A 23,546-nucleotide genomic window follows, 5' to 3' on the forward strand; every position below is an offset into this window, starting at 1 on the left:
CCGTCGCCGCCGTTCCAGCGCCCGGTGCTGGCGGTGGCGTCGTACTTCCAGCCGCCGGCGTTCAAGCCGTCGCGGATCGGCCAGTTCAACGTGCCCTACCCGCCCGACGGCACGTCCGACGACGAGGTCGCCAAGCGCCTCGCCGACAACGGCTACCACGTGATCCCCACGATCACCGCCCACGAGGCCTATCCGGGCCACCACTGGCACCTGACCACCATGCTGGCGGCGCCGCCGCTGCGGCAGGTCCACCGGTCGGCCTACTTCACCGAGGGCTGGGGGCTCTACGCCGAGCGGCTGATGCGGGAGCAGGGCTACTTCGCGGACCCGCGAGACGAGCTGATGCACCTCAACATGCGGATCTTCCGGGCGGCCCGCATCGTGGTCGACACGGCGCTGCACTGCGGCGACATGACCGTCGACGAGGCGATCACGTTCATGCAGGACAAGGCGGGCCTCACCGAGCCCGTGGCCAGGGCCGAGGTGCTGCGCTACTGCGCCTGGCCGACCCAGGCGGCGTCGTACCTCACCGGGTGCGTCGAGATCGAGCGGATGCGCGACCGCTGGCTGACCGAGGGACGGGGCGACCTGCGCTCCTTCCACGACACGCTCTGCGGCACCGGCGGGCTGCCGATCGCCCTGGCCGAGCGGGCCACGTTCGGATGAGGTACCTGTTGACGGGGTGCGCGGTGGTGGCCGCGCTGGCGACTCTGGCCGCCTGCGGCGCCGACGATCGCGACATGCAGCGCCCGTCCCCGGACCAGACGACGACGTCGCTCGTCCGGGGCACGAGCACCACGGTCGCCACGGTGCCGCCCGCCCCGCCGTCGAGCTGAGGCGAGCGGCGCCGGTTACCGGCTAGCGCTTGCGGCCGTTGTCGGCGTCGTCCTCGGCGGCGATCTCCTCTTCGAGCTCGGCGAGGGGATCCACTTCGGCCTCGTCGGCCTCGGCCTCGTCGGCCTCGGCCTCGTCGACTTCGGTCGCGTCGTCGACCTCGTCGTCCTCGTACTCGCCGTCCTCGTCGTCGTCCTCGTACTCGCCGTCCTCGTCCTCGTATTCGTCGGAGTACTCGTCGTCCTCGTACTCCTCGTCGACCTCGTCCTCGTCGGCGGCGGCCTGCTCGGCCATCCGGGCCGGCACCTCGGTCCGCCGCACCTGGAAGCCGGCGATCGCCATCGCCACCATGGCGGGCATGGCCAACGAGTTGCCCATCAGCACCGGCAGCGCCATCACCACCATGGCGATCGTCAGCGGCCAGTAGACCGAAAGGCCCTGCTCACGGCGCTTGTGGTACACGTACAGCGCCCCCAGCGCAGCGAGCAGGGGCACCAGCGCCAGCACCAGCACGAAAGGGCCCCGGGCGTCGAGCATCGAGGTCTCGGTGGTCTCGACCGGGCCGCCGGTGAGCGCCTCCCGGGCGCGCAGGTAGAGGCCGCCGAAGCCGGAGATCGGGACCATCTCACCCCGGTCGTCGAGCTTGTCCTTGAACAGGAACAGCAGGCCGAGGGCCGCACCCGCGGCGAGCACCAGCGCCACCAGCAGGGCGCTGCGCCCCGGGTTGCCGGCGACCTCGACCGGACCACCCCGGGCGCCGGCCGACCGACCCGGGGCCGGGCCGAGCAGGCCCCCGAGGAGCCCACGCCGCCGGCCACCGCCACCTGAGCCCCCACCCGCACCCGACGACGAACCGCTCACGGTCCGTGTGGGTTGGTTAGCGTTCTCCCGACGAGCTGCGAGGGCATCGCGTCGTGCTCGGTTCTGGGCAGCTTGGCGTTGTTTCGAGGGTTGGCGCTTCGACGGCACGGTCGTCAAAGTACTGCCCACGACGTACCGGGATCGCACCCGGGCACCTGGGGGGACACGGAGGCTGTGCATGTCCGAAGGCTGGAACCTCACCGCGGACAGTCCCTTGCTGCCGTTCGCCGACCGCGACTCGGGCCGGGCCCGCTTCGCTGTCGCGCCCGTGGAGCCCTCCGGGCCGGAGGTCGGCAGGCAGGTCGACGGCCTCCTGGCCGGTGCCGCCGAGGTCGACATCACGCCGCCTCCCGGGATCCCGAAGGCCGGCTACTCCCGCAACGCCCACACCGGCACGGGGTTCCGGAGCCGCATCCGGGCCCGGGTGCTGCACCTGCGGTCGGGGTCGACGTCGCTGGCCGTCGTCCAGTGCGACCTGCTGGGCGGCTCCGCCGTGCTCCACCACCTGGTGGCCCGAGCGGTCGCCGAGCGGACCGACGTGCCGCTCGCCGGGCTGATGATCGGCGCCACCCACACCCACGGCGGCCCCGGGCAGTTCCTCGGCACCCCCTTCTACAACCGGTTCGCCTCGAACAAGGCGGGCTTCGACTCCGCCTGGGCCCAGCAGCTCGCCGAGCGGATCGCCGACGGGGTGGTCGAGGCGGTCGAGACCCGCTGCCCCGCCCGCCTGGCCGTCGGGAGCACCGAGGTGTGGGGCCTCACCCGCAACCGCTCGCTGGGCCCGCACGTCCGCAACCTCTCGGTCGACGACGCCCGCACGGGTCCCCAGCGGGCCTACGTGGCGGTCAACCCGCACCTGCACCTCGTCCGGGTCGACACCGCTGCCGAGGACGGCGGCTACGAGCCCCTCGCCGCCACCGTGGTGTTCTCGGTGCACGGCACCGGCGTGCCCATGCAGTCGCACGAGTACAACGCCGACCTCTGGGCATACCTGGTCGACGAGCTGGCGACGCAGATCACCCGCACCCACGGCCAGCGCCCGGTGGTCGGGGCGATCGAGGGCACCCACGCCGACGTCGCCCCGGCGCTGCACCCGGGCACGGCCGGCCACCTGGAGGCGCAGCGGGTGGGCCGGGCCATCGGCTCGGAGGCCGCGGCCCTCTACGAGCGGCTGGAGAAGGAGCTGAGCGACCGGGTCGAGCTGGCCGCCGGTCTGCGCGAGGTCGACCTCACCCGGTCACGCTCGATCGGGTCGATCACGCTCCCGAAGCGCCCGGCGGTGGGGGCGGCGCTGATCGCCGGCGCCTACGAGAACGAGACGCCGGTCGTGCGGCGCATCCCGCCCTTCAAGGCCGGCTCGCCCAAGCCCCGGGGCCGGGGGCCGCAGGGCGTGAAGTGGGTGGTGGGCGGCCCGTTCCAGCGGTTCGTGCTGCCGCTGTCGGGGTTCCCGCGGGTGGTGCCCGTCCAGGTGCTGCGGCTGGGGCACGCGGTGCTGGTCGGGCTGCCGTTCGAGCTGACCGTGGAGACCGGGCGCCGCATCGCCGCGGCCGTGGACGACCAGGCCGGCGATCGTGGCGTCGACCAGGTGATCGTCACCTCGGTGGCCAACGAGTACGCCGGCTACTGCGCCACGCCCGAGGAGTACGGACTGCAGCACTACGAGGGCGGCCACACCCTGTACGGGCCGCAGAGCCAGCCGTTCTTCGCGTCGCAGGTCGCCCGGCTGGCGGAGGAGACGCTGCGGACCGGCGGGATGTCCGACGTGCTCGCCGAGCGCCGCTTCGACCTCCCCCACCACCGCTACCTGCCCCGCCCGGGCGGCCCGGAGGTGGAGCGCGAGCTGCTGGGGCCGGCCACCTTCACCGACGCCACCGCCCGGTCGGACCCGTACTGGGAGCAGCGCTGGCGCGACATGTCGCCCGGCAACCTGCAGTGGCACGACCCGCTGGTGCGGCTCGAGGCGACGGACGGTGACGGTGACGGGGCCGAGTGGCAGCGGGCGGTCACGGCCGACGGCCGGACGGTCGACGACCAGGGCTGCGACGTCGAGGTGGTCCACCTGGGCAAGGACCGCTACGCCACCCGCTGGTGGAACCCGGCGTTCCGCAGCTACCGCCGCCACCGCTTCGTCCTGGTCGCCAACGGCACCCGCCCCAAGCTCACGGGCGACCCCTTCGACTGACTGACCCCAACCCAACCCGAAACCTCGACAGGAATGGTCGCCATGGCGCCGTCTCTGTCGAGATTTCGGTTGGTCGGCACCGCAACCGCTGGGCAGTCTGAGCGCATGCAGCACTCGGCGGACGACACCTCGCGCCCGCCCCCGGGTCGACGGGAGGTGCTCGCCAACCGCAACGTGCGGCGCTTCCTGGCCGGCTACGCGGCCACCAACACCGGCACCGCGATGACGCCCGTGGCCATCGCCTTCGCCGTGCTCGACCGGGGCGGCGACGCCGGCGACGTCGGCATCGTGCTGATGGCCGAGGCGATACCGCTGGCGGCGCTGCTGCTGGTGGGCGGGGTGCTCGCCGACCGGCTGCCCCGGCAGGCCGTGCTGGTGAGCGCCGACCTGGTCCGGGCCGCCGGCCAGTTCACCCTCGCCGGCCTGCTGGTGTTCGGCGACCCGTCGATCCCCACGATGATGGCGCTGGCCGCCATCCTGGGCGCGGGCCAGGCGTTCGGGGCACCGGCCTTCAACGGCGTGGTGCCGGAGATCGCCCCGCCCGAGCACATCCAGCCCGCGAACGCCATGGTGTCGGTGGCCGGGGCGATCGGCGAGGCCCTCGGCCCGGCGATCGGCGGCCTGCTGGTCGCCTCGGTCGGTGCCGGCTGGGCGGTGGCGTTCGACGGCGCCACCTACGCCTTCAGCGCCTGGTGCCTCGCCGGCCTGTCGATGCGCCACGTGGCCCGGGAGCACGCGCCCGGCTTCGTGAAGGAGCTGCGCGAGGGCTGGGACGCCTTCCGCTCCCGCACCTGGCTGTGGGTGGTCGTGCTGCAGTTCTCCGTGCTGCACCTGCTGGTGATGCCGGCGTTCCTGGTGGTCGGCGCCGTGGTGGCCGACGACGAGCTCGGCGGCTCTCGGGCCTGGGGCGTCGCCATGGGCGGCTTCGGCGTCGGCATGGTGCTCGGCGGCCTGGCCATGATCCGGCTCCGACCCCAACGCCTGCTGCTGACCGGTGTCTCCGCGCTCACGGGGTTCGCCCTGCCGATCGTGGCGCTGGCGCTGGTCGCCCCGCTGCCGGTGGTCGTGGTGGCGGCGCTGGTCGCCGGCCTGACGATCCCGGTGTTCGAGACGGCGTGGCTCACCTCGCTCCAGCAGCACGTGGAGCCCGAGGCGCTGTCGCGGGTGAGCGCCTACGACTGGTTCGGGTCGGTGGCCACGCTGCCGGTCGGCTACGCCATCATCGGCCCACTGAGCGAGACCCTCGGCGACAGCGGCGCCCTGTGGCTCGCGGCGGGCGTGTGGGTGACGGCGAGCGCTGTGGTCGTGGCCGTGCCGTCGGTCCGGCACCTCCGGGCCACGACCTCCCGGGACACGTCGGAGGCCCCGGCTGGGGAGCAGCCGGAGCCTCCGTTGCTCCCTCGGGTGGTGGCCTAGCGGCCGACGACGTCAGTCGTCGTTGGGGCCCTCGTCGTCGTGGCCGTCGGACTCGCTGCCGACCACGGCGAAGTCCTTGTCGAGCTGGACGTCGACCTGGGAGCCGTCGTCGAGGGTGACCTCGACCTCGTAGTAGCTCTCCTCGTCGTCGACCTCGGTCTCGGTGACCTTGCCGCCACCGGTCTCGGCCAGCGCTGCGGCCGACGCCTGGTCGAGGGCGTCCCCGCTGATCGGGGTGTCGCTGCCGTCGTCGTCGGATCCTCCGGCAGCGGCGACACCGGCCCAACCGCCGGCTGCAGCCACGACCACCGCCGCGGCGCCTATGAGTTGTGTACGTCTCTGCATGGATCGATCATGCGCCCCACCGCCTGACGTGGCCCTGAACGGCCTTCAGCCCGCAGTCAGCTCGCGTTCCAGGGGGGTGCGGAAGCGGGGCGTGAAGCGGACGTCGCCGATCCACGTGTGCAGGCGCTCGGCCTCGGCCGCCACGAGGGCCGCCTTCTCGGCACCGACGTCGTCGAGCAGGCGGACCACGATCTCGCCGTCAGCCGGGTCGCCCTTGCGCTTCGTGCGCCGCTGGCCCCAGCCGCCCACGATGCGCCCGTCGGACCAGACCGTGGGCCCGATGTTGCCGTTGCGGTCGAACAGCACGGGGCGGTGCTCGCCCAGGTACCAGTCACGCTCGGTCCAGCCCATCGGGGTCGGGTCGAGCGCCGGCAGCAGCGCCACCCAGGGTTCGGGCGTGGCGACGGGCTCGACGTCGTCGGGCAGCACCACGGCCGCGCCCCCGTGCTCCAGCTCGACGTCGACGGCGCCGATCGCGGCCAGGGCCGTGCGGACCTCGCCCAGCCCCAGGCCGGTCCACCACTTCAGGTCGGCGACCGTGCCCGGACCGAACCCGGCCAGCCACTGCCGCACCAGCTCGGCCTGCGCCCCGGCCTTGGACAGGGTCGCCGGCAGCGCGGGGAACCACCGGGAGGCGTGCGACCAGCGGTACTGGCTGCCCGCCCACGAGTCGCCCCGGGGACGGCCCCGTACGATCGCCCCCTCGGCGCCGAGGTTGTTCATCATCTGCGAGGTCATCGTCGTCTCGGTGGCGTAGCTCTTGCCCTCCCCGTAGCTGAACTTCGTGCGCAGGGCGGGGACGTCGACCGACAGCTCGGCGGCGAACGCCTCGCCCCGGGCGTCGAGCGCGGCGAGCGTGGCGGCCTTGGTCTCCTTCAGCCACGCCTCGCTGTCGGCGATGCCCACGTCGCCCAGCAGCTTCACGATCCGGCGCCGCTCCCGCTCGGCGACGCCGTCGGTGCAGGCCGCCTGGACCACCGGCAGCGACGTGGTCGGCACCACGAACATCGTCCGCCGCATGCCCAGCATGCGGACCAGGCGCCGGTCGTCGTACAGGGCTCCGGACATGTCGCCGGGCTCGACGCCGGCCGTGCGGGCCCAGGCCGACACGTAGACGCTCGCCGGATCGGTGGCGTGGAACCCGACCAGCGACCGGGCGACATCGACCACATCGTCACCCCGCGCCTCGACGGCCAGGTGGTGGCGCCGCCCCAGCCGGGCCCGCCGCTCGTCGTCGTCGATCCGCCGCACAGGCCAGGAGGCTAGGTGGCGCAGTCTTCGCAGCGGCCCCGGAACACGACCTCGATCGAGTCGATCCGCATGCCGTGGCGCTGCGCGCCCGACAGGGCCACCGCCTCGACGCCGGAGGGCTCCACGTCGTAGATGCGGCCGCAGCCGTCGCAGATCAGGTGGTGGTGGTCGGGGCCGACCTTCGGGTCGTACCGGGTGGACCCGTCGCCCACGTTGATGGCGCTGATCTCGCTCATGCTGACCAGCTCGTTGAGCGTGTTGTAGACGGTGGCGAGGCTCACCTCGGGCACCACCACCCGGGCCGAGGCGTGCACCTGGTCGGCCGTGCGGTGGACGTGCTCGCCGGCCAGCGCCTGCACGACGGCGCGCCGCTGCGGGGTGATCCTCCAGCCGCGTGACCGCAACCGGTCGAGCAGGGGACTCGACGCGCTCACACCGTCACCGGCAGCTCCCACAGCCACAGCATCCATTGCATGACAAGCCTACCTGGAACGATTCCAAGCTCAGGAGCCGGCGGCCGCCCCCGCCTCGGGCTCAGCCTCGGGCTCCGGGTCGGGCTCGAACTGGGCCAGGTGGCGGCCGTCCGAGAGCGGCTGCCAGGTGACCCGCACCGCCATCCCGACCGTGATGTCCTCCAGGGCGCAGCCGACGATGTTGCTCATCATCCGCACGCCCTCGGGCAGCTGCACCAGCGCCACGGCGTAGGCACCATCGGCGGCGTCACGGCCCAGGCCCGGCTGGTGGTGGACGCTCACGGCGTGGACCTCGCCGGTGCCGCTCGCCGGCCGCCAGTCGAACGACGTGCCCCGGCAGTGGGGGCACACCTCCCGGGGGAACCAGATCGCCCGCTCGCAGGCCGTGCACCACGGCAGCACCAGCCGACGCTCCCTCGTCGCCTCCCAGAAGGGACCCGACAGCGTCGACGACTGCGGCTCGAAGACCTTGCGCCTCGGGAGCGCCGGCAGCTCCGACGCTTTCGGGGGCTCGCTCACAGCACGACCTCCGTGCCGAGGACGACCGTGCCCATCGTGGACAGCACACCTCCCGACCCGTGGGCCACCGCCACCCGGAGGTCGGCGACCTGGCGGGCGCCCGCCTCGCCGCGCAGCTGGCGCACGGCCTCCACCAGCAGGAACATCCCGTACATGCCGGGGTGCGTGTAGGACAGGCCGCCCCCGTTGGTGTTCATGGGCAGCGCACCACCCGGCCCGAGCTTGCCGTCTTCCACGAACGGTCCTCCCTCGCCCTTGGGACAGAAGCCCAGGTCCTCCAGGTGCAGCAGGGCGGTGATGGTGAAGGAGTCGTACCCCATCAGGAGATCGACGTCCTCCGGTTTCACGCCTGCCATCGCAAACGCCGCGGGACCGGAGACCGATCCGGCCGTCGTCGTGAGATCCGGCATCTGGCTGATCATCGAGTGGTCGCTGCACGACGCCGCGCCCAGCACGTACGCCGGTGGCCGGGGCAGGTCGCGGGCCCGCTCGGCGCTGGTCATCACGAAGGCCCCGGCGCCGTCGGTCACCAGGCAGCAGTCGAGGAGGTGCAGCGGGGACGCCTGGAGCGGCGACGCCAGCACGTCGTCGACGGTGAGCGGGTCGCGGTAGCGGGCCCGCGGGTTGAGCGACGCCCAGCGCCGGGTGTCGACGGCGATCTGCGCGAGCTGCTCCGACGTCGTGCCGAACACCGCCATGTGCCGGCTCGCCACCAGGGCGTACGCGCCCATGGGGAGGCGCAGGCCGTAGGGCAGCTCCCACTCGGCCCCCGGGTTGGGGCCGGGCATCCCGCCCCGCCGCCCGCGCCCTGCGGGCCCGCCCGCACCGCCGCCACCGTCGCCGCCGCCCCGCTTCCGGTCGCTGCGGGGCGTCGCCGCGTAGACGCTCACCACCACGTCGCACACCCCGGCGGCGATGGCCGCGGCGGCGTGCTCGACGTGCAGCTGGAAGCTGGAGCCGCCGACCATCGTGCCGTCGAGGAACCGGGGGTGGATGCCCAGGTACTCGGCGAGGCCGGTCACGTTGCCGGTGCAGCACAGGCCGTCGACGTCGGCGAGGGTCAGGCCCGCGTCGTCGAGCGCCTCGAACACCATCGCCGCCTCGAGCGCCCGACCGCGGCGGTCGAGCTCCCCCGTGGGCGACACGTCGTCGGCCACCCCGACGAGCGCGGCCGCGCCACGCAGCGTTCGCTCGGACATCTCCCCCTACCACTCCCCTTCGTTCGACAGAACCCTCTTGTTCTAGCGGTTCTCCGAAGGTTTCACGGCGGGGCCGTCGACCCGGACCGCCGCGAGCTGCGTCGCCTGGGCGACGAGGCGCCCCCGGCTGTCCCACACGTCGCACACCTCGTCGACCAGCTGGTCCTCCACGAGCCGGGCCCGCTGGTGGACCAGCACCGGCCCGGGTGCCGGGACCGCCCGCACGTAGGCGGTGAGCGACAGGGTGGGCACCCAGCCGGTGGTGCCCAGGCCGATCGTCGCCGGCGGCACGGCGTCGACGGCCAACAGCAGCGACATCGGGTCGTGGGGGCGGCCGTCGGCCAGGCTCACCCACGCCCAGAACTGGCCGTGGCCCGACGGCCGATCGAACGCGAAGCCGTGTTGCGGGTCGATGCGCTGGTCGACGTGGTCCAGCAGCGCCAGCGGCGGCCGGTCGGGCCCGCTCGACGACGTGCGCGGGCAGTCCTCGGGGGCCGTGGCGTCGGGCGCGACCGCGTCGGTCCACCAGGGTGTGGCGTCGGGGTCGAGGCGGCCGAGCGTGAACGACACGTCGACGTGGACGAGGTCGCCGGTCACCAGTCGAGCCCGCACCTGGCTCATCCGCCTCCCCTGCCGCAGCACCTCGGTGTGCACCTCGGCCGGGCCGATCGGCGTCGGTGAGGTGTACTGCGCGGTGGCGGTGAGCACGTGGGGATGGTCGGGGCCTTCGACGGCGGCCGCGCTGCCGACCGCCGCCCGACCCAGCATCGCCAGGAGGTAGCCGCCGTTCGGGATGCCGGCGATCGTCCACCCCGGATCGACCTCGACGTCCCACACGTCGCCGCTCCCCTGGCGGTCGCCACGCCGGCGGCCGGCGATGGCCCGGTCGAGCTCGCCGTCGAGCTCGCCCTCGGGGACGGTCACGCGCCGGTGCGGGCCAGGTCGGCGACCAGGGCCTTCGTCCGGGCCTGGTCGTCGCGGCTGCCGAAGGGGGCGACGATGAAGTCGGTGGCCCCGATGTCGGCGAAGTGGCCCAGCTGGGCGGCGACCGAGTCCTCGTCGCCCACGATGGCGACGTCGCCCGGCCCCGCCGCGCCCTCGCGGTCGAGCATGGCCCGGTACGACGGCAGCGTGCCGTAGATGGCGAAGGTGTCGTTGGCCTGTGCCCGGGCGGCGTCCACGTCGGCGGTCACCGACACCGGCAGGCTGACCGCCACCCGGGGCGCCCTGCGGCCGGCCGCCTCGGCCGCCGCGGTGATGTCGGGCATCGTGTGCGCCTCGATCGTCTTGGCACCGGTCATCCAGGTCATCGTCCCGTCGGCCACCCGGCCGGTGAGCTCCAGCATCTTCGGGCCGAGGGCCGCCACCAGCACGTCGGGCGCCGGTGCGTCGATCTCGAGCCCGACACGGGCCTGGATGGTCTCGCCCTCGAAGTTGACCGCCTCGCCCCGTAGCAGCGGCAGGAGCACCTCCAGGTACTCGCGCATGTGGCGCAGCGGCCGATCGAAGGAGAGGCCCCACATGCCCTCGACCACCAGCTTGTGGGAGAGGCCGATGCCCAGCGTGAGCCGCCCACCCGTGGCCGCCTGCACCGTGAGGGCCTGGGCGGCGAGCATGAAGGGGTGGCGGGGGTAGGTCGGCACCACTCCCGTGACCAGCTCGACGTCCGGCACCTGGCTGCCGGCGACGGCGAGCACGGTCAGCGCGTCGTAGCCGAAGATCTGCGACATGCCGGCTGCCGGGATGCCGGCGTCGGCGACCGCCCGCACCCGGTCCGTCACCTCGGCGACCGTCCCACCCGTCTCGATCATGAGTCCGTAGCGCACGAGGCGACGCTACAGAGAAGTCGTTCTGTCCCGACAGGTAGCTCGCTAGCGGAAGTCGCGGCTGCGGGCGGGGGCCGGGACCGGGAGGGCCTCGATCTGGAGGGCGATGACGTTGACCACCCCCTCGACCTTCTCGACCCGGCCGCGCACCAGGAGGGCCGGTGCCTCGCGCGCCACCCGGTGGTAGCGGTCCCAGCAGCTCTTGGAGACGACGATGTTGATCAGGCCGGTCTCGTCCTCGAGGTTCACGAAGGTGATGCCGCTGGCGGTCGCAGGGCGTTGCCGGTGCGTGACCACCCCGCCCACGGAGACCACCGCCCCGTTGTCGACCGCGTGCAGGTCGGCGCCCCGGACCGCGCCCCGCTCGTCGAGGTCCGCCCGCACGAACTTGGTGGGGTGACCGTCGGGGCTGACCCCGGTGGCCCACAGGTCGGCCCGGGCCTCCTCGGCCGGCGACATGCCCGGCAGCGTGGGCACCTCGACACCGCACACGATGCCGTCGAGCCGGTCGGCGCCCATGCCCGACACCGCTCCCGCCACCCACAGCGCCTCGCGCCGCTCCAGGTCGAAGCAGCCCCACGCCCCGGCCGTGGCCATCGCCTCGAGCTGGCGCAACTTCAGGCCGCCGACCCGACGCACCAGGTCTCCCGGGCTCGTGTAGGGACCGTTCGCGGCGCGCTCGGCCACCATCCGCTCGGCCAGGGGCTCGCCGATCTCCCGCACCGAGCTCAGCCCCAGCCGCACCGCAGGGCCGCCGACGCCCCAGGTGCGCCAGTCGCTCCCGGTCGCCCGCGCCAGGTTGGCGGTCCCGCCGTCGGTCTCCAGCGTGGCGTCGGCACCGGACAGGTTGAGGTCGGGCGTGCGGACCTCGACGCCGTGGCGCCGGGCGTCCTGCACCAGCGAGTGCGGTGAGTAGAAGCCCATGGGCTGGGCCTGCAGCAGCGCCGCGCAGAACGCCGCGGGGTAGTACCGCTTGAGCCACGACGAGGCGAACACCAGGTAGGCGAAGCTCACCGCGTGGCTCTCGGGGAAGCCGTAGCTGGCGAACGCCACCAGCTTGTCCCAGACCTGCTCCGCCACGTCCTCGCCGATGCCCTTCTCGGCCATGCCCCTGTAGAGGCGTTGACGCAACCGCTCCATGCGCTCGCGGCTGCGCTTCGACCCCATCGCCTGGCGCAGCTCGTCGGCCTCGGCCGGGGTGAAGCCCGCCACCTGGATGGCGATCTCCATCAGCTGCTCCTGGAACAGCGGCACGCCATAGGTGCGCTTCAGCACGTCCTTCATCAGGGGGTGCAGGTAGGTGGGCTCCTCCTCCCCGTTGCGGCGGCGGATGTACGGGTGCACCGATCCGCCCTGGATCGGGCCCGGCCGGATCAGCGCCACCTCGACCACCAGGTCGTAGAACGTCCTCGGCTTGAGCCGGGGCAGCGTGACCATCTGCGCCCGCGACTCCACCTGGAACACCCCCACCGAGTCGGCCCGGCACAACATGGCGTAGACCTCCTCGTCCTTGTGGTCGAGCTTGGCCAGGTCGACGTGGTCCCCGTGGGTCTCGCGCACCAGGTCGAGGCAGTGGTGCAGCGCCGACAGCATGCCGAGACCCAGCAGGTCGAACTTCACCAGCCCGACCACGGCGCAGTCGTCCTTGTCCCACTGGAGCACCGAGCGCCCGGCCATGCGCGCCCACTCGACCGGGCACACCTCCACGATCGGCCGGTCGCAGATGACCATCCCGCCCGAGTGGATGCCCAGGTGCCGGGGCAGCTCCTGCACCTCACGGGCCAGGGCGAGCACCGCCTCGGGCACCGGCGGGTCGTCCACGTCCGCCGATCGGCCCCCGGTCGCGCCGTGCCGACCGGCCCCCGGTTGGCCGCCGGATCCCTGGCGGGGCAGCGGGCCCCACGGGTCGGCCTGGCGCGACCAGGCGTCCTGCTGGCCGGGGCTGAAACCCAACGCCTTGGCCATGTCGCGCACCGCCGAGCGGGCCCGGTAGCTGATCACGTTCGCCACCTGGGCCGTGTGGCGGCGGTCGTACTTCTCGAAGACGTACTGGATCACGTCCTCCCGCCGGCCGCTCTCGATGTCGATGTCGATGTCCGGCGGCCCGTCGCGCTCCGTGGACAGGAAGCGCTCGAACAGCAGGCCCATCTTCACGGCGTCGACGTTGGTGATGCCCAGCACGTAGCAGACCGCCGAGTTGGCCGCGCTGCCCCGGCCCTGGCAGAGGATGTCGTGCTGGTTGCAGAACCGGACGATGTCCCACACCACCAGGAAGTAGCCGGGGTAGCCGAGGTTCTCGACCACCTCCAGCTCGTGGTCGATCTGGCGCCAGGCGCTGCGGGCCTGCTCGTTGCCACGCGACCCGTAGCGGCTGGTGGCCCCCCGCTCGACCAGATCGCGCAGGTAGCCCATCTCGTCGAGGCCCCGGGGGCAGTCGAACGGCGGCAGCTTCGGCGCCACCAGCCGCAGGTCGAAGGCGCACGCCAGGCCCAGCTCGGCCGCCCGTTCGACCGCACCTGGCCAGCGCCGGAACCGCGGCTCCTGCTCGTCGCCTGAGCGCAGGTGGGCCGTGGGGACCGGGGGCAGCCAGCCGGCCATGTCGTCGAGGCTGCGCCGGGCCCGCACCGCCGCCAGCGCCGCGGCCAGCCGGTGGCGGGCGGGCACGGCGTAGTGGACGTTGTTGGTGGCGACGACGTCGAGACCGGTCTGCGCAGCCAGGGCGGCCAGAGCGTCGTTGCGGGCCGAGTCGAGCGGGTCGCCGTGGTCGGACAGCTCGACCAGCACGTTGTCGCGGCCGAACCAGTCGACCAGCTCGTCGAGCCGGCGCCGGGCGGCCGCCGGCCCCTCGTCGACCAGCGCCCGGGGCACCGCCCCCTTGCGGCAGCCGGTGAGCACCGCCCAGTGCCCCTGGTGGGCCGCGGCCCAGTCGACGCCCGAGTAGTCGGGCCTGCCCTTCTCCTCCCCCGCCATCTGCCCGGCGCTGATGGCCGTGGCCAGGCGGGCGTAACCACCGGGGTCTCGCGCCAGGACCAGCAGGTGGGAGCCCTCCGGGTCGGGTACGGGCGGGATCGGGGTCCGCCGCCTCTCGGGGGAGGGTTCCGGGCTCTCCGCGGTTGGCGTCGAGGCGTCGTCGGGCCCCTCGGCCTCGGAGCCGCCGTTCCGGGCACGGGGCCGGCCCAGGCCCAACGACAGCTCGGCGCCGAAGATGGTGGGCACACCCACCTTGCGGGCAGCCTCGGCGAAGCGCACGACCCCGTAGAAACCGTCGTGGTCGGTGATGGCCAGCGCATCGAGGCCCAGGCGGGCGGCCTCCTCGACCAGCTCCTCGGGGTGGCTCGCCCCGTCGAGGAAGCTGAAGCTCGAATGGCAGTGCAGCTCGGCGTAGGCGGTGCGGTTCCGTCGGCGCTCGATCTTCGGCGGCTCGTAGGCCGGGCGCCGCGACGACCATGCCGGGCTGTCGCCACCGTTGGCGCCCTCGGGCACATCACGTCGCCGCCCGTTGCGGGGGCGGTCGGACAGCGCCTGCTCTACTTGGCGCCACGGGACTGCGGGGTTGTTCCAGCCCATGCCGTTGACTCTACGAACATGTGTTCGCTAGCGTCAACCTCATGTCGTTACGTGTTCTTCGCCCTACCGCCGGTCCCCCAGGATCACTATGGTCAGGGGCACCGACAGCGCAAGGGGAGATCCATGATTCGCCGCACCCAACTACGAACGCTCGCGTTCCTGACCGTGTTCGCGTCGTTGCTGGTGACCGCAGCGTGTAGCGACGACGACGACTCGTCGAACGGCGGTGGAGACGACTCCGGCAGCGAGGAATCCAGTTCGGGGGGCGGCGTCCTCGACGAGGTGGTCGACCGCGACACTCTCAACTGCGGCGTCAACAACTCCGTGCCCGGCTTCGGCTTCCAGACCGAAGAGGGCACCTACGAGGGCTTCGACATCGACTACTGCAAGGCCGTGGCCGCCGCCGTGCTCGGCGACGCGGAGAAGGTCGAGTACCTGGCGTTGACGCCCGAGCAGCGGCTCCCCGCCCTCGAGTCGGGCGAGATCGACATGCTGAGCCGCAACACCACCTGGGTGTCCAGCCGCGACGGCGCCGGTGGGGGAGCGTTCGTCACCACCACGTTCTACGACGGCCAGGCGATGATGGTCCCGACGGCGTCGGGCGTCACCAGCATCGACGGCCTCACCGACGCCACGGTCTGCCTCACGGCCGGCACCACCACCGAGCAGAACCTGGCCGACCGCATGGCCGACATCCCGCACACGCCGCAGACGTTCGAAGAGAACCCCCAGGTCCAGGAGGCGTTCCTCGCCGGTCAGTGCGACGCCTGGACGTCCGACCAGTCGCAGCTCGCCGGCATCCGCTCCAGCTGGCCCGCCGACCAGGGCGGCCCCGAGGCGCTGACCATCCTCGACGAGATCTTCTCGAAGGAGCCGCTCGGCCCCGCCGTGCGCGACGGCGACAGCGAGTGGTACGACATCGTCAACTGGGTCGTGCTCGCCACGATCGAGGCCGAGGAGCTCGGCGTCACGTCCGAGAACATCGACGAGATGCTCGAGAGCGAAGACCCGGAGGTCCGCCGCTTCCTGGGCCAACCGGTCGAGGGTGATGACGGCGAGGCCGTCGTCGAGCACGGCTTCGGGGTCGGGCCGGAGTTCACGGTCGACGTCATCCGCGCGGTCGGCAACTACGGCGAGATCTACGACCGCAACGTCGGTCCCGGCAGCCCGCTCGGGCTGGATCGGACCGGCACCGCCAACGCCCTGTGGACCGACGGCGGCCTGCACTACTCGCCGCCCTTCCGCTGACCAGCGGCCACCTGCTGACCAGAAGACCACCTGAATGAGCACACCCGCGGGCGAGCGAACACGGGGTTCGCTCGCCGCGGTCTTCTTCGACGTCCGCGTCCTGCGGGTGCTCGGCCAGGTCGTGGCGATCCTCGTCCTGGTGACCCTCGCCCTGTACCTGCAGGACAACTACCAGGCGAACACCCGCGACCGCAGCGGTCAGAGCGGCTGGGGGTTCCTCGACGAGCCCACCGGCTTCAACATCGCCTACGCCGACTTCCGCTCGACGCAGCCGGTGCGCGACGCCATCTGGGTCGGCGTCCGCAACACGGCGGCGTCGGCGGTCGTCGGCATCGCCCTGGCGACGGCCATCGGGGTGACCGTCGGCGTGCTCCGGCTGTCGCACAGCTGGGTCGCCCGCAAGGCAGCCACCCTCTACGTGGAGGTGCTGCGCAACGTCCCGGTGCTGCTGGTCATCCTCTTCACCGGCGCCTGGCTGCAGACCCTCCCCCGCAGCACCGAGGCCTACGAGCTGGGCGGCCTGATCGAGATCTCCAACCGCGAGCTGGTCTTCTTCGGCACCACGCTCAACATCCCGTACGTGGCGCTCACCGCCGCGCTCGCGCTCTACCACGGGAGCCACATCGCCGAGATCGTGCGCGGCAGCATCCAGGCCGTGCCCCTCGGGCAGACCGAGGCCGCCACCGCGCTGGGCCTGAGCGACCTCCAGCGGTTGCGCTTCGTCCTGTTGCCGCAGGCCTTCCGCATCGGCCTGCCGCCCACGATCAACCAGTACCTGAGCCTCACCAAGAACACGTCGCTCGGCATCGCCGTCGCCTACTCCGACGTGTCCAGCCTCGGGTTCCGGCTCATCGGGGCACGGTCGCCCGCGCTGCAGACGATCATCGTGCTGATGATCGTCTACCTGGGGTTCTCGTTGACGATCTCGCTGGTGTTCAACCTGCTCAACCGCCGCCTCCAGCTGGTGGAGCGCTGATGGCCGGAATCCCCGCCGGGTTCCCGGCCGCCGACCCGGAGCTCGCCGGCCTCGTGCCGCCCGAACCCGAGCCGCCCCGCTTCCCTCCCGAGGCTCGCCTCACCCCCCGCCAATGGGTGCGGGCCAACCTCTTCGCCACCCGCGCCGGCTCGGTGCTCACCGTGGTGTTCGGGCTGCTGGTGGCCTACGTCGCCTACCGGCTCCTGTGGTTCGTCCTGGTCTCCTCCAACTGGGAGATCATCCGTCGCAACCTGCGGCTGTTCATGGTCGGCCGCTACCCGGTCGACGAGGTCTGGCGGCTGTGGGCCGCGCTCTACCTCCTCGTCGGCCTGGCCGGGTTCTTCAGCGCCGCCACCGCCGCCAACGTCGAGCAGCTGGCCCGGGCCGCCGGCCGTGACGTGGAACGACCCGGCCCTGTCGACGGTCTGCGGCGCTACTGGCCGGTGCTGGCCGCCCTCGTCGTGCTGCTGTCGCAGACCAGGACGTGGACGCCCACGCTGCTCACCCTGGCCGGGGGCGTGATCCTCCTGGCCACCCGATGGCTGGGGCGACGGGCGCGGGGGCTGGCCCGTTTCGCCTGGTTGGCGGCGCTGGTCGGGGTGGTCGCCGCCGCGCTGGTGATGGACGGGCCGGGCGACGCCGAATGGAGCAAGTGGGGCGGCCTCCACCTCACGATCTTCGTGACCGTGGCCGGCATCTCGCTGTCGTTCCCGCTCGGCGTCCTGGTGGCTCTGGGCCGCCGGTCGTCGCTCCCGGCGCTGCGGGCGATGACCGTCGCCTACATCGAGCTGATCCGGGGCGTGCCGCTCGTCGCCCTGCTGTTCTTCGGCCACTACGTGATCCCGCTGTTCTTCCCCAACACGGTCGAGCCGCCCCCGGCCCTCGCCCGGGCGATGATCGTGGTGGTGCTGTTCGAGGCCGCCTACGTCGCCGAGGTGGTGCGCGGCGGGCTCCAGTCGATCGCCCGCGGGCAGTACGAGGCGGCGCAGGCGCTCGGCCTCCGGCCGTGGAACGTCACCCGCCTGATCGTCCTGCCCCAGGCTCTGCGGGCGGTGATCCCGGCGATGGTCGGCCAGTTCATCAGCCTCTACAAGGACACCACCCTGCTGGCGATCATCGGCTTCACCGAGCTGCTGGAGGTGGCCGAGAACAGCGTCTCGCAGCCCAGCTTCCTGGGCCAGCGGCTGCACACCGTCACGTTCGCCTTCGCCGCGCTGATCTACTGGGCGGGGTCGTACACCATGTCGCGTGAGAGCCGCCGGCTCGAGCGCCGCCTCGGCATCGGAGAACGCACATGAGCGACGTGAGCGACGCCACCACCACCGACACCTCGCTGACGGCGATGGCCACCGAGGCTCGCGGCACCGGTGAGGCCATCATCGAGTGCGCGGGCGTCGACAAGTGGTTCGGCCGCTTCCAGGCGCTGCGCGACATCGACCTGACCGTCGGCCGCCAGGAGGTGGTCGTGGTGATCGGCCCCTCGGGATCGGGCAAGTCGACGCTGATCCGCTGCATCAACCGGCTCGAGGAGCACGACAGCGGGCGCATCGTGGTCGACGGCATCGAGCTGGGCAACGACGTGCGCCGCATCGCCGACGTGCGGCGTGAGGTCGGCATGGTGTTCCAGTCGTTCAACCTGTTCCCGCACCTCACCGTGCTCGAGAACGTCACCCTGGGGCCGCGGCGGGTGCGGCGCTGGTCGAAGCAGAAGTCCGACGACGTGGCCCGCGAGATGCTGGGTCGGGTGCACATCCCCGAGCAGGCCGACAAGTACCCCGGTCAGCTGTCGGGTGGCCAGCAGCAACGGGTGGCGATCGCCCGGGCCCTGGCGATGCAGCCGAAGATCATGCTGTTCGACGAGCCCACCTCGGCGCTCGACCCCGAGATGATCGCCGAGGTGCTCGACGTGATGCGGGAGCTGGCCAGCTCCGGGATGACCATGATCGTCGTGACCCACGAGATGGGCTTCGCCCGCGAGGTCGCCAACCGGGTGGTGTTCATGGCCGACGGCGAGGTCGTCGAGGTCGGCACGCCCGAGCACTTCTTCAGCTCCCCCCAGGAGGACCGCACGAAGCTCTTCCTCCGCCAGATCCTCTGAGCGGCCGGTCGCCCGGCGGTCGTCAGTCGTCGAGGGCGGCGGTGACGGTGCCTTCGACCGCGGCGAGGTCGCCCTGGTAGTAGTCGAGGCCCCACTCGGCGACCAGGGCGGCGTTGCGCCACTTGGGGTCGTCGCCCAGCGTCTCCCGGACCTCGGCCAGCTCGGTGAGCATCCGCTCGCACCAGTCGCGATGGGCGGTCAGTGCCTTGCGCAGGTCGTCGGGCTCGAGCAGGTGGCCGAAGAAGATCCGCAGGGCGATCGGGTGCTTGAGCGACGGCGGCTCGGGCGGTTCGGCCAGCCACTCGCGGACCGCCACCTCGCCGGCCCGGGTGAGCTGGTACACCTTCGTCGGCCGGGTGCCGTCGCGCACGACGCTGCGCTGGGCGACGAGGCCCCCCTCGGCCAGGCGCTCGATCTCGCGGTACACCTGGCTCATCGCCGGTGCCGTCCAGAAGAACCGCAGGCTGCCGTCGGCCCATTGCTTCAGCTCGTAGCCCGACAGCTCGTCGCCGAACGACAGCAACCCGAGCAGCGCGTAGCCGGTCGGCGTCGGGGAGATGTGGCGAGCGACCACGCGGTCATCCTATGTTCCCCTATGTTCCGATAGGGAAGAAGGCTGGTCCTGACGGCTCCGAGGTGCCCCGCTACGGTGCCCGCATGACGCGAGCGGACACGGCCACCGTCGAGACCGGCGAGACCCCGGCACCGTCGAAGCCGCGGCTGCGGGGGATGCTGCACCTGGTCGCCTTCCCGGTGTCGATCGTGTCCGGCATCGTCGTCACCGTGGCGGCCGAGGGCACCACCGCCACCATCGGGTCGGCGATCTACGCGCTCAGCGGCGTCGTGCTGTTCGGGGTCAGCGCCCTCTACCACCGTGGGCACTGGGACGCCCCGACGCACGCCCTGCTGCGGCGGCTCGACCACTCCAACATCTTCCTGCTGATCGCCGGCACCTACACGCCGCTCTGCCTGATGCTGCTCGACGGCACCACCCGCACCGTGGTGCTGACCGCCGTCTGGGTGGGCGCGCTCGCCGGCATCGTCTTCCGGGTGGCGTGGCTGGGGGCGCCCCGCTGGCTCTACACGCCGTTCTACCTGGCGCTCGGCTGGGTGGCGGTGGGGGTGATGCCCGAGCTGGGCCGCAACGGCGGCGGGGGCGTCGTGGCGCTGGTGGCGATCGGCGGGCTGGCCTACACGGTCGGCGGGGTCGTCTACGGCTTGCGACGGCCCGACCCGGTGCCCGCCGTGTTCGGCTACCACGAGGTCTTCCACACCTGCACGCTGGTGGGCTTCGCCGCCCACTATGCAGCGGTGTTCGTCACCGTCACCTGAGCCTCCCCTCGCTCGTGGTCGACCGCCGGCGGCTACCCATAGGTGCCCTCCAGCGCCCAGCGCCCGGCCTCCAGGATCAGCAGGTGGGCGGTGCCCGAGCTGGTGACCACCTGGAGTCGGGCGCGGCGACGGTGCCCGACCGCATCCCACCAGCGCTCCTGGCAGGGCCACGGGCCGGCCCATCGGGTCACCGCTTCGGGGCGGCCCCGGTCACGTATGGCCAGGGTGTCCGGGTGGCCGCTCAGCAAACCCCGGCCGCTCACCCGCACCGGGTAGCCCGACTCGTCCAGCAGCCGGACCGGTGAGGGTTGGGCGTAGACGGCCGCCGGCGCCGGCTCGGGGACGGCACCCGGCCACGGCTCCCCCACCCACTCGCGCCGGCCGGCCAGGCGGGGCGCGGTGAGGTCGGCGCTGGTGGCGTCGACCAGCACCACCCGCTCCCCCGGGCCGCGGCCGCCCCGCCACTCGGGCAGTCCCACCCCCTCGGCCCCCATCAGGGCCTGCACCCGGGCCAGGGAGCGGTCGGCGTGCTCGGCCGCGATGACGGCATCGCCCCCGCCGGCCCCGAAGCTGAGCTGACGACCGTCCGCGGCCACGACCTCCTGGGGGTACAGCCACAGACGGACCAGCCCCCCAGTCGGCCGCGCCGCCCACGAACCGGGCGCCGGGTCCTCGACCCCGTCGCCCCCGGCGCCCCCATCGCCGCCAGGCCGCTCAGACCACGGCCGCTCGGACCACCACTCGGGCCGCCCTGTCCGCTCGGGCAACGGTTGCCCGGGCCGCTCGGTCCCGGGCCGTTCGAACCCCTGCTGTCCGGGCCGTGGCCGCCCCGTCCGGTCGGGCTGCTCGGACCATGGTCGCCCTGTCGGGTCGGGCCGCTCAGGCCACGGTCGACCTGGCTGGTCGGGCCCGGGGGGCCGGCCGTCGGGCTGCCCTGTTCGGTCGGCCCCGGAGAGCCAACCGTGGAGCTGCCAGCGCAGCCGGTCGGCGATGGCGGCCGGACCGAAGGCGCCGGCGCTGCGCCAGATCCGCTCGTGACGCTCGCCGTGCTCCGTCTCGGCGCCGATCAGCAGCATGGTGCAGGCGATCCCCCGCTCCGTCAGGCGCCGGTGCAGCTCGTCGGCCAGGCCGCGGGCGGCGAAGGCAGCCGTCTCCGCCCGCTCGGCCGGCGCGTCGAGCTGGACGTCGATCCGCAGGTCGGGCGGGGGCGGTGTGGTGGCGGGCGGACGTGGGTCGAGGCCGGAGGCGAGGCGTTGGGCCGCCCGACCCTCGGTGCCGAAGCGGGCCACCACGTGGCGCTCGGGCAACGCCGCCAGGTCGCCCATGGTCTGCAGGCCGAGCTGACGCAGCACTTCGACCAGGTCCGGCAGGTTGAGCGCCCGCAACGACAGCGGTGCCAGGAACGGCCCGCTCTCCCCCGGCGGCACCACCAGCACGTTGTCGACCACCATGCCCGCCGCCGCACCCCTGCCCGCGATGGCCGCCGCCCATCGAGCCGCCAGCTTCGCCGCGAACAACCCGTCCGCCACCCCCACCCCGGCGACAGCGGAGGCAGGACCGGTGAGACCAGAGGTGGGCCACGAGGCGGCAGAGTCGGGGCTCGGCACCGGGGACCGGACGAAGTGAAGGCCACCGGTACCCGACACGGCGATCGGCACCGAGCCAGTCACCACAGCGGGACCGGACACGAAGCCGGAGGCGGGACCCACCACCGAGGCGGCTGACGCTGGGGCAGGAGTCGGCGGAGCGGCGGGAGATGGGGCGGCGACCGGAGCCGGGTTCGGAACGGGAGCCGGGGCAACGCCGGGGACGGCTGCTGCGCCGGGGACCTGAGCCGCGGCGGGAACAGGGGCTTGGACCGGGGCGGGAACGGCGGCTGGGGTCGGGACGGGGGGCGGGGTGGTTGGTCGGGGGTGGGGGGAGGTGGCTTGGGAAGAAGTGGTGCTGGTGAGGAGGGTGGTGGTGGCTTGGGCCAGGGGGGTGTCGCCACCGTGGTAGCGGGAAGGGCCGAGGGTGGGGAAGGCGACGCAGCCGGGGTGGATCACCTCGACTCGGGGAGTCAGGGTCTCCAGGGCCGCCACGATCGGCTCGAAGGCTCGGGCCTCGGCGGCCGGGTCGGAGGGGAGGACCAGCAGCTCGGGGCAACGGGCCTGGGCGTCGCGGCGGCGCAGTCCGACCGTCACCCCCTCGGCCCGGGCCGCCGGCGAGCAGGCCACCACCTGGTTGCCGCGCACGACCGCCACCGGCTCGTCCAGCGGCGCCCCCGCCGCCACGACCGGCCAGTCGGGGAACCACACCACCAGCATGCGGACAGCCGAGTCCATCGGTCAGGCCTCGATCCCGTGGACCCGGCCGTCGGGGCCGGGCAGCAGCAGCTCGGCCCGGCGGGGACGGGACGCGGCACCCCGGCCGGTGGCCTCGACCACCGCACGCCGAGCCCGCAGGTGCCCCGCCCCGTCCTCCACCCCCTGCCACTCCCCCTCCCTGACGAGCAACCGCGCGTGTGCCGCCGCCGGCACCGCCCCGTCCTCCCCGATCCGCACCATCACCCCGCCGCTCTCCCGCAGCCGGGCCGCCAGGCGCCGGGTGTCGGCAGCCCGCAGCCGCACCTCCGGCCCCAGCACCACGACCGGAAAGCCGTCGATCAGGGCCCCCAGCACCGGTCCCCACCCCGACGGCAGCCGTCCCGCCGGCGCCACCACGACCAGCCGGTCGAGCGCCACACCCAGCCCCGCCGCCGCCGCCAACCCCCACGACCCCCCACCGACACCGCCACCCACCAGCGCCGTCCAGGCACCCGCCGCCGAGGGACCGGCCGCGACGGCCAAGGCCAGGGTGGCCGCCCCCGACACGCCCGGAGCCGCGCCCACCGCCACCGTGGTGCCCCGGGTCAGGCCACCCGGCAGCAGGGACTCCAACCCCGCCACCACCGGCCACGTCGCCTGCTCGCTGCGCAGCTCCAGCGGCCGCACCCACTCGGCCAGATCGGCCAGGTCGGCCCGGCCAACCGGGTCGGCCGGCCCGGCCAAGTCGGACCGGTCGAGATCGAGGGCAGTTGCAGTCGCCATCCCTCCATGATCGAACACATGTTCGATCATGGCAAGAGGGGTTCAGCAGGGCGGAACCTTCCCCGTGGTGACTGGACCCAGAGCGTCCCTCTCGATATGCGCTCTGAGCAGGGTCAGCCGTTTCTCCCCAAATCTCGGCGTTCCGCGTCAAGGCCGCGTCACGAGATGGCTTCAGCAGCCCTCGTCCTGGGGCAGGCCCTCGTCCGCCTGCAACGCGCAGGTGAACTCCTGCGTGAGCCGGCCGCTCTCGGCGTCGGTCTCCCGCTTGTCGCGCACAGCGATGATGCCGCCGATGGCGAGCAGCACCACACACAGGCCACCGACCGACCAGAGCGAAGAACACTCGGTTGC

22 protein-coding genes are annotated in these 23,546 nt (G+C 73.1%); 9 read left to right on the plus strand and 13 right to left on the minus strand.

Features of this window, described 5'->3' with window-relative positions:
* A partial coding sequence (locus VK611_12400) for a DUF885 domain-containing protein (GenBank protein ID HMG42128.1) occupies positions 1–666 on the plus strand: 666 nt, incomplete at its 5' end.
* A complete protein-coding gene (locus tag VK611_12405; GenBank protein ID HMG42129.1) occupies positions 663–836 on the plus strand; it encodes a hypothetical protein in 174 nt (57 codons plus the stop codon). The genes VK611_12400 and VK611_12405, both read left to right, overlap by 4 nt.
* 22 nt (positions 837–858) lie before the next feature.
* On the opposite strand, the gene VK611_12410 is transcribed toward VK611_12405, so the two are convergent.
* Positions 859–1,695: a hypothetical protein gene (locus VK611_12410; GenBank protein ID HMG42130.1), complete on the minus strand. Its 837-nt coding sequence runs from the start codon at positions 1,693–1,695 to the stop codon at positions 859–861.
* Positions 1,696–1,873: 178 nt separating this feature from the next.
* Between VK611_12410 and VK611_12415 the strand changes: the two genes are divergently transcribed.
* Both VK611_12415 and VK611_12420 read left to right on the plus strand, forming a co-directional pair.
* Positions 1,874–3,877 (plus strand): neutral/alkaline non-lysosomal ceramidase N-terminal domain-containing protein, encoded by a 2,004-nt coding sequence (locus VK611_12415; protein ID HMG42131.1) that lies wholly within the window; start codon positions 1,874–1,876, stop codon positions 3,875–3,877.
* A gap of 105 nt (positions 3,878–3,982) precedes the next feature.
* Entirely contained in the window at positions 3,983–5,293 is a 1,311-nt protein-coding gene (locus VK611_12420; GenBank protein HMG42132.1) for an MFS transporter, read from the plus strand.
* Between the two features lie 12 nt (positions 5,294–5,305).
* Here the strand turns inward: VK611_12420 and VK611_12425 are convergent, their stop codons facing one another.
* From VK611_12425 to VK611_12460, 8 genes are read right to left on the minus strand one after another with little or no spacing between them, the layout of a single operon-like run.
* Positions 5,306–5,638 (minus strand): PepSY domain-containing protein, encoded by a 333-nt coding sequence (locus VK611_12425; protein HMG42133.1) that lies wholly within the window; start codon positions 5,636–5,638, stop codon positions 5,306–5,308.
* 45 nt (positions 5,639–5,683) lie between these two features.
* Positions 5,684–6,889, minus strand: a complete 1,206-nt coding sequence (locus tag VK611_12430; GenBank protein ID HMG42134.1) for a winged helix DNA-binding domain-containing protein — start codon at positions 6,887–6,889, stop codon at positions 5,684–5,686.
* Between the two features lie 11 nt (positions 6,890–6,900).
* On the minus strand, positions 6,901–7,359 hold the full coding sequence (locus VK611_12435) for a Fur family transcriptional regulator (GenBank protein ID HMG42135.1): 459 nt from the start codon (positions 7,357–7,359) through the stop codon (positions 6,901–6,903).
* A 33-nt stretch (positions 7,360–7,392) separates the two neighbouring features.
* Positions 7,393–7,881 (minus strand): OB-fold domain-containing protein, encoded by a 489-nt coding sequence (locus VK611_12440; GenBank protein ID HMG42136.1) that lies wholly within the window; start codon positions 7,879–7,881, stop codon positions 7,393–7,395.
* Positions 7,878–9,080: an acetyl-CoA acetyltransferase gene (locus VK611_12445; GenBank protein ID HMG42137.1), complete on the minus strand. Its 1,203-nt coding sequence runs from the start codon at positions 9,078–9,080 to the stop codon at positions 7,878–7,880. Before VK611_12445 ends, VK611_12440 begins: the two co-directional genes overlap by 4 nt.
* 42 nt (positions 9,081–9,122) lie before the next feature.
* Positions 9,123–10,004, minus strand: coding sequence for a thioesterase family protein (locus VK611_12450; GenBank protein HMG42138.1), 882 nt, complete (start codon positions 10,002–10,004; stop codon positions 9,123–9,125).
* Positions 10,001–10,906, minus strand: coding sequence for a TIGR03564 family F420-dependent LLM class oxidoreductase (locus tag VK611_12455; protein ID HMG42139.1), 906 nt, complete (start codon positions 10,904–10,906; stop codon positions 10,001–10,003). Before VK611_12455 ends, VK611_12450 begins: the two co-directional genes overlap by 4 nt.
* A gap of 45 nt (positions 10,907–10,951) precedes the next feature.
* A complete protein-coding gene (locus VK611_12460) occupies positions 10,952–14,473 on the minus strand; it encodes an error-prone DNA polymerase (protein ID HMG42140.1) in 3,522 nt (1,173 codons plus the stop codon).
* A 123-nt stretch (positions 14,474–14,596) separates the two neighbouring features.
* Here VK611_12460 and VK611_12465 point away from each other — a divergent pair, with 123 nt between their 5' ends.
* The 4 genes from VK611_12465 to VK611_12480 are packed head-to-tail and all read left to right on the plus strand — an operon-like array spanning position 14,597 to position 18,795.
* The gene (locus tag VK611_12465; GenBank protein ID HMG42141.1) at positions 14,597–15,721 is read left to right on the plus strand and encodes an amino acid ABC transporter substrate-binding protein; all 1,125 of its coding nucleotides are present in this window, start codon (positions 14,597–14,599) and stop codon (positions 15,719–15,721) included.
* A gap of 34 nt (positions 15,722–15,755) precedes the next feature.
* The gene (locus tag VK611_12470; protein ID HMG42142.1) at positions 15,756–16,697 is read left to right on the plus strand and encodes an ABC transporter permease subunit; all 942 of its coding nucleotides are present in this window, start codon (positions 15,756–15,758) and stop codon (positions 16,695–16,697) included.
* Positions 16,697–17,995: an amino acid ABC transporter permease gene (locus VK611_12475; protein HMG42143.1), complete on the plus strand. Its 1,299-nt coding sequence runs from the start codon at positions 16,697–16,699 to the stop codon at positions 17,993–17,995. The genes VK611_12470 and VK611_12475 overlap by 1 nt, the downstream gene beginning before the upstream one ends.
* Positions 17,992–18,795 carry an amino acid ABC transporter ATP-binding protein gene (locus VK611_12480; protein HMG42144.1) on the plus strand — a complete coding sequence of 268 codons (804 nt, stop codon included), beginning with the start codon at positions 17,992–17,994 and terminating at the stop codon, positions 18,793–18,795. The genes VK611_12475 and VK611_12480 overlap by 4 nt, the downstream gene beginning before the upstream one ends.
* Positions 18,796–18,817: 22 nt before the next feature.
* Here VK611_12480 and VK611_12485 read toward each other — a convergent pair whose 3' ends face one another.
* Entirely contained in the window at positions 18,818–19,369 is a 552-nt protein-coding gene (locus VK611_12485; protein HMG42145.1) for a PadR family transcriptional regulator, read from the minus strand.
* 83 nt (positions 19,370–19,452) lie between these two features.
* Here VK611_12485 and VK611_12490 point away from each other — a divergent pair, with 83 nt between their 5' ends.
* Positions 19,453–20,127, plus strand: a complete 675-nt coding sequence (locus VK611_12490) for a hemolysin III family protein (protein ID HMG42146.1) — start codon at positions 19,453–19,455, stop codon at positions 20,125–20,127.
* Positions 20,128–20,159: 32 nt separating this feature from the next.
* Here VK611_12490 and VK611_12495 read toward each other — a convergent pair whose 3' ends face one another.
* From VK611_12495 to VK611_12505, 3 genes are all read right to left on the minus strand, one after another.
* Complete coding sequence (locus VK611_12495) at positions 20,160–22,451, minus strand: hypothetical protein (protein HMG42147.1); 2,292 nt, start codon at positions 22,449–22,451, stop codon at positions 20,160–20,162.
* Positions 22,452–22,454: 3 nt separating this feature from the next.
* Positions 22,455–23,195: a hypothetical protein gene (locus tag VK611_12500; GenBank protein HMG42148.1), complete on the minus strand. Its 741-nt coding sequence runs from the start codon at positions 23,193–23,195 to the stop codon at positions 22,455–22,457.
* A gap of 171 nt (positions 23,196–23,366) precedes the next feature.
* Complete coding sequence (locus tag VK611_12505; GenBank protein ID HMG42149.1) at positions 23,367–23,501, minus strand: hypothetical protein; 135 nt, start codon at positions 23,499–23,501, stop codon at positions 23,367–23,369.
* Positions 23,502–23,546: the final 45 nt, after the last annotated feature.

It is taken from the genome of Acidimicrobiales bacterium, assembly GCA_035316325.1.
GTDB lineage: Bacteria > Actinomycetota > Acidimicrobiia > Acidimicrobiales > VFJN01 > DASXTK01.